Annotated in this window: 8 protein-coding genes; 3 read left to right on the forward strand and 5 right to left on the reverse strand. The window is 74.0% G+C overall.

Annotation, left to right across the window (positions count from 1 at the left end):
• On the reverse strand, positions 1-437 hold a 437-nt coding region (locus VR45_RS24790), incomplete at its 3' end, for an HTH domain-containing protein (protein WP_045942043.1).
• A gap of 117 nt (positions 438-554) precedes the next feature.
• Here VR45_RS24790 and VR45_RS24795 point away from each other — a divergent pair.
• Together VR45_RS24795 and VR45_RS24800 are read left to right on the forward strand one after the other, a co-directional pair.
• On the forward strand, positions 555-767 hold the full coding sequence (locus tag VR45_RS24795; RefSeq protein ID WP_030392049.1) for a cold shock domain-containing protein: 213 nt from the start codon (positions 555-557) through the stop codon (positions 765-767).
• A 79-nt stretch (positions 768-846) separates the two neighbouring features.
• Complete coding sequence (locus tag VR45_RS24800; RefSeq protein ID WP_045942044.1) at positions 847-1,488, forward strand: LysE family translocator; 642 nt, start codon at positions 847-849, stop codon at positions 1,486-1,488.
• Between the two features lie 40 nt (positions 1,489-1,528).
• On the opposite strand, the gene VR45_RS24805 is transcribed toward VR45_RS24800, so the two are convergent.
• Positions 1,529-1,822, reverse strand: coding sequence for a hypothetical protein (locus tag VR45_RS24805; RefSeq protein WP_045942045.1), 294 nt, complete (start codon positions 1,820-1,822; stop codon positions 1,529-1,531).
• A gap of 218 nt (positions 1,823-2,040) precedes the next feature.
• On the opposite strand from VR45_RS24805, the gene VR45_RS24810 reads away from it, so the two are divergent.
• Positions 2,041-2,337, forward strand: coding sequence for a hypothetical protein (locus VR45_RS24810; protein ID WP_045942046.1), 297 nt, complete (start codon positions 2,041-2,043; stop codon positions 2,335-2,337).
• Positions 2,338-2,357: 20 nt separating this feature from the next.
• Here the strand turns inward: VR45_RS24810 and VR45_RS24815 are convergent, their stop codons facing one another.
• The 3 genes from VR45_RS24815 to VR45_RS48980 form a co-directional block, all read right to left on the reverse strand.
• Positions 2,358-3,566: an XdhC/CoxI family protein gene (locus VR45_RS24815; RefSeq protein WP_045942047.1), complete on the reverse strand. Its 1,209-nt coding sequence runs from the start codon at positions 3,564-3,566 to the stop codon at positions 2,358-2,360.
• Positions 3,567-3,708: 142 nt separating this feature from the next.
• A complete protein-coding gene (locus VR45_RS24820) occupies positions 3,709-5,205 on the reverse strand; it encodes an NCS2 family permease (RefSeq protein WP_045942048.1) in 1,497 nt (498 codons plus the stop codon).
• Positions 5,206-5,220: 15 nt separating this feature from the next.
• Positions 5,221-5,419: hypothetical protein (locus tag VR45_RS48980; RefSeq protein WP_234326115.1), on the reverse strand; the 199-nt coding region annotated here is incomplete at its 5' end.

The following is a 5,419-nucleotide window of genomic DNA, read 5'->3' on the forward strand; positions in this document are numbered from 1 at the left end:
CCCCACACGGCCCGCGCGACCTCGGCCAGCAGCGGCGGCACGGGGGCGTCGCGGAACCAGCCGGGCGCGTCCAGGTGGAACCGCCGTGCCCCGGCGGCCGGCGCCCCGCCCAGTTCGCCGGCCACCTTCAGCCGGGCCGCGAGCGCCGGATCGGCGAGGCCCATGTCCTGGAGCGGCCCGGGCAGTCCGGCCAGCAGCAGCACCTCGGCCTCGGTCCGGTCCAGCCCGGTCAGCCGGGTGCGGTAGCCGTCGAGCAGCCGGTAGCCGCCGGCCCGCCCCCGGTCGGCGTACACCGGGACCCCGGCCTCGGCCAGCGCCAGGACGTCGCGCTGCACGGTGCGCTCGGAGACCTCCAGTTCGGCGGCGAGTTCGGCGCCGGTCATGCTGCGGCGGGCCTGGAGCAGCAGGAGCAGGGAGATCGCGCGGGCCGTCCGCATCCGTCGCCGTCCTCCGGTTCGGGCCGGGGCGTGCGCCCGGCGGGTTCTGCACCGATCATGGGTGGCGAGGGGGGAGGTCGCGGCCCGCGTGCCGACAACGGACCCGAGGAGACCCCGATGGCCACCGGTATCGTGCAGTCCTATCAGGCCGACCATGGGTACGGCCTGATCACCCCCGACGACGACGGCCCGGCGCTGTACGTGTACTACGACTCGATCGTGGCGGCGGACGGCGGCGACCGGACGCTGGTCGAGGGGCAGCGGGTCGAGTTCGACCCGACCGAGCAGGAGGGCCGCCGGGTGGCCGAGCGGGTGCGCCGCCCGGCCTGACCCGTCCCGCCGTCCGCCCCGGCCCGACCCCTCCACCGCCCGGCCCCCGTGCGATCGTGGGCCATTACGATCGTGGGCCATGGAGATGACGACCGCCCTGTGGTCCTTCGCCCTCGTCGTGGGCCTGCTGACGCTCACCCCGGGCCTGGACACCGCCCTGATCCTCCGCACCTCGGCGCTCGGCCACCGGCGGCAGGCCTGGGGCGTGGTGCTCGGCATCCAGACCGGCACGCTGCTCTGGGGAGCGCTCACCTCGGCCGGTGTGACGGCGCTGCTCACCGCCTCGCAGCTGGGCTACGAGATCCTCCGCTGGGCGGGTGCCGCGTACCTGGTGTGGATGGGCGTGGGAATGCTCCGCTCCCGCGCGAACGCGAACGCGAACCCGGAGCCCGAGGACGCCGCCGCAGCCGACACCCCGGCCGGCGGCCTCGCCGCGGGCTGGCGGCGCGGTCTGCTGACCAACCTGCTCAACCCCAAGGTGGGTGTCTTCTACGTGGCGGTGCTGCCGCAGTTCATCCCGGCGGGGGCACCGCACTTCGCCGCCGGGGTGGCGCTGACCTGCGTGCACGTGGTCGAGGGCCTGCTCTGGTCGACGGTGCTGGTGGGCTTCGCCCAGGCGCTGCGCGGCTGGCTGCGCCGCCCGGCGGCGCGCCGGGCGATGGACCGGGTGTCGGGCCTGGCCGTGGTCGGCTTCGGCGTGAAGCTGGCGGTCTCGGACTGATTCCGACCGGTCCGCCCGGTCGGAATCAGGGCCAGGCGGCTCAGCGCCCGACGCGGCCGAGGCCCTCGCGGAGATCGTCCGGGTTCATGCAGATGTGCATGTCGATGTGGGCGTTGAACTCCAGCCAGAACGGCTCGCAGATCGCGACCACGGAGGCCTCGTCGGCGACGTCGACGACCACGATCTGGCAGCGCCGGCCGTTGCGCGGGAAGGCGTAGGCCGCCTCGGGCTTCAGGTCGGCCATGATCTGGTTGAACCTCGCCATGATGGCGCCGTCCGCGACGGCCCGGTTGGCCGTCTGGGTGTCGAGTTCGATCTCCAGTAGCGCGCGCATGGCGGTGCCCCTTCCCGGGCGCGGGCGAGGGCCCGGACGAGTCCTCGATTCCAGCGTGCTCCGCTCCTGAGGGGCCCGCAATTCACCCGGTCGGCGGTACCGGGTGGCCGTCGGGACGGTTCGCGGGCTGCACTGGGAGGCGGCCGGGCGGTGAGCGGACGCCGCCCCGGAGCGCGGCGGCGCAGGGTGCGCGGGCGGCGCAGGACAGGAGTGTCCCGATGGCGGTCATCGTGGTGTTCGACCTTCCCGGGGTCAGCCGGGAGCAGTACGAGGAGTCGGTGGACCGGCTGACCGGCGGTTCCGGGCTGAACCGGCCCGAGGACTGGCCGGTGCGCGGGCTGCTGACACACGCGGCCGGCCCGCTGCCGGACGGCGCGGGCTGGCACGTGACGGACGTCTGGGAGTCCCGGGAGGCCTTCGAGCACTTCGCGGCGGTGCTGATGCCGATCCTCCGCGAGGTGGGGATGGCGGGCGGCCCGCCCCTGATCTGCGAGGCCTACAACGTGGTGCGCTGACCGCCCAGGGCCCTGGATCCCTAGGCGGCGTGCGGCTTGCGGTCCCGGCGGGCCGGTGTCTCCCGGCTGTCCTCGGCCGCCGCCGGGGCCTGTGCCAGGTCGTGGTGGATCGGCCCGGTCCCGGCGCTCAGCGGCAGGCAGCTGCCGCCGCGCCGGTGGGCGACGATCTCGGCGGCGACGGAGACGGCGGTCTCCTCGGGGGTGCGGGCGCCGAGGTCGAGGCCGATGGGCGAGCGCAGCCGCCCGATCTCGGCATCGGTCAGTCCGGCCGCGCGCAGTCCGGCCTCGCGCTCGCGGTGGGTGCGGCGCGAGCCCATCGCGCCGACGTAGCCGACCGGCAGTCGCAGCGCGCGTTCCAGCAGCGGGAGGTCGAACTTGGCGTCGTGGGTGAGCACGCAGAGCACGGTCCGGCCGTCCAGCCGGTCCAGCTGGGTGTCCAGGTAGCGGTGCGGCCAGTCGACGACCACCCGGTCGGCCTCGGGGAAGCGCCGTTCGGTGGCGAAGACGGGCCGGGCGTCGCAGACGGTGACGTCGTAGCCGAGGAACTTGCCGATCCGTACCACCGCGGCGGCGAAGTCGATCGCGCCGAACACCAGCATCCGCGGCGCGGGCACGTACGACTCCACGAAGAGGGTGACGGTGCCCTGCCCGTGCTCGTCGCAGGGGCGCCCGTCCAGGCCGAGGACGAGCCGGCCGGTGCGGCCGGCGTCGAGCATGGCCCGGGCCTCGGCGACGACCGACCGCTCCAGCGGGGCGGCCACGGAGGGCGCGGGGGAGAGCAGGCCGTGGTGGGTGTCGGCGGTGACGGCGACGGTGGCGCCGAGCAGTCCGGCCGGTCCGGCGACGACCCGGGCGAGCGCCACCGGGGTGCCGTCGGCGATCAGCGCGATACCGGCGTCGAGGGCCGGGTCGGCCCCGGGGCGCACCGGCTGGACGAAGACGTCCAGGATCCCGCCGCAGGTCAGGCCGACGGCGAAGGCGTCCTCGTCGCTGTAGCCGAACCGTTCCAGCACCGGCTCGCCGGACTCGATCGCGGCCCGGCACAGCTCGTAGACGGCGCCCTCGACGCAGCCGCCGGAGACGCTGCCGATCGCCTCGCCGTCCGCGTCGACGGCGAGCGCGGCGCCCGGGTCGCGCGGAGCGCTACCGGTGACCCCGACGACGGTGGCCACGGCGAAGGAGCGGCCGGACGTGTGCCAGGCCAGCAGCTGCTCGGCGATGTCCTGCATGACGGAAGCTCCTTTGCGCTTTCGAGGGTAGTCAATCGGGTGCGGAGGGGGCGGGCGAGGACGGGACGGGCCGGTGGGGCCGCCGCCGTACGGGAGAACGATCCCGTACGGCGGCGGGTGCTCCGAAAGAGAGGTCGGGCGGTCAGTGCACGCCGAGCCAGGACTTGACCGGGCCGAGCGCGAAGTAGACGACGAACACCCCGGTGAGGATCCACATCAGCGCCCCGGGCTCGCGCCACCGCCCCCGGCCGGCCTTGATCACCGTGTAGGAGATCACGCCGGCCGCGACACCGGCGGTGATGCTGTAGGTGAACGGCATCAGCGTGCAGGTGAGGAAGGCCGGGATGGCCACCTCGCGGTCGGACCAGTCGATGTGCCGGGCCTGACTCATCATCATCGAGCCGATGACGACGAGGGCCGCCGAGGCCACCTCGACCGGCACGATGGCGGCCAGCGGCGAGAAGAACAGCATCAGGGCGAACAGTCCGCCGGTGACGGTGGAGGCGAGTCCGGTGCGGGCGCCGTCGCCGACGCCGGTCGCGGACTCGACGAACACGGTCTGCCCGGAGGCGCCGGCCAGGCCGCCGACCGCGCCGCCGGCGCCGTCGATGAACAGGGCCTTGGACAGGCCGGGCATCCGGCCGCGCCGGTCGGCGAGTCCGGCCTCGGTGCCGACGCCGATGATGGTGGCCATCGCGTCGAAGAAGCCGGCCAGGACGAGGGTGAAGACCGCGACCGAGGCGCTGATCGCGCCCAGGCCCTGGCCGCCGAAGGCGCCGAACAGGTCGACGTCGCCGAACAGGCTGAAGTCGGGCGCGGCGACCGGCGAACCGGGCCAGACCGGCGCGGAGTTGCGCCAGGCCTCGGCGGGTACGTCGGCGAGCTTGTTGACGATCATCGCGACCACGGTGCCGCCGGCGATGCCGATGAGGATCGCGCCGCGCACGTTGCGGGCCATCAGCACGAAGATGGCGAGCAGGGTGAGGCAGAAGACCAGGACCGGCCAGCCGGTGAGTTCGCCCGCCGGGCCGAGCGAGAGCGGGGTGGGTCCGCCGGTGTGCATGAAGCCGGCCTTGAAGAGGCCGATCACGGTGACGAACAGGCCGATGCCGATGGTGATGGCGTGCTTGAGCGGCAGGGGTATGCCGTTCATGATCTTCTCGCGCAGGCCGGAGACCACCAGCAGCACGATCAGCAGGCCGTAGATGACGCACAGGCCCATCGCCTGCGGCCAGGTGGTGTGCGGCACCACCAGGGCCGAGACGGCGCCGGAGACGGAGAGGCCGGCCGCGAGGGCGAGCGGCACATTGCCGACCACGCCCATCAGGACGGTGGTGACGGCCGCCGCGAGCGCGGTGGCGGTGGTGAGCGCCGCGTGGTCCAGCTTGACGCCGGTGACGTCGGCGCCGCCGAGGATCAGCGGGTTGAGCAGGATGATGTAGGCCATCGCCATGAAGGTGGTGAGGCCACCCCGGAGTTCATTGGCGAGGGTCGAGCCCCGGGCGGAGATCTTGAAGTAGGCGTCCAGTGCGTTCCTGGGCGCGGCCGGGACCGACGTGGGGGCGTCGTTCCCGGTGGCCTCGTCGGCCTCGGTGGGTCTGTCTGCAGTGGTGCCGGGCTCCGTGGGGATCCTGGTCATGTCCACTCCCAAGTGTCAAAGGGGGTTGGGGTGGGCGAGCCGACCTGGCAGCCAGGCGACGAAGGCGTGGCACAGGGGGACGATTCGACTCACGGTTGCACGGGTGGTGCGGGCCGTCGCCGGGCCCCGGCGTGGGCGGGCGGCGGTCCTGGTGCGGTGGCAGTGCGGTGGTGGTGCCAGCGGTGCCAGCGGTGCCGGGTAGTGCCGGGTGGTG

The sequence above is a fragment of the Streptomyces sp. NRRL S-495 genome (assembly GCF_000966955.1).
GTDB classification, from domain to species: Bacteria; Actinomycetota; Actinomycetes; order Streptomycetales; family Streptomycetaceae; genus Kitasatospora; species Kitasatospora purpeofusca.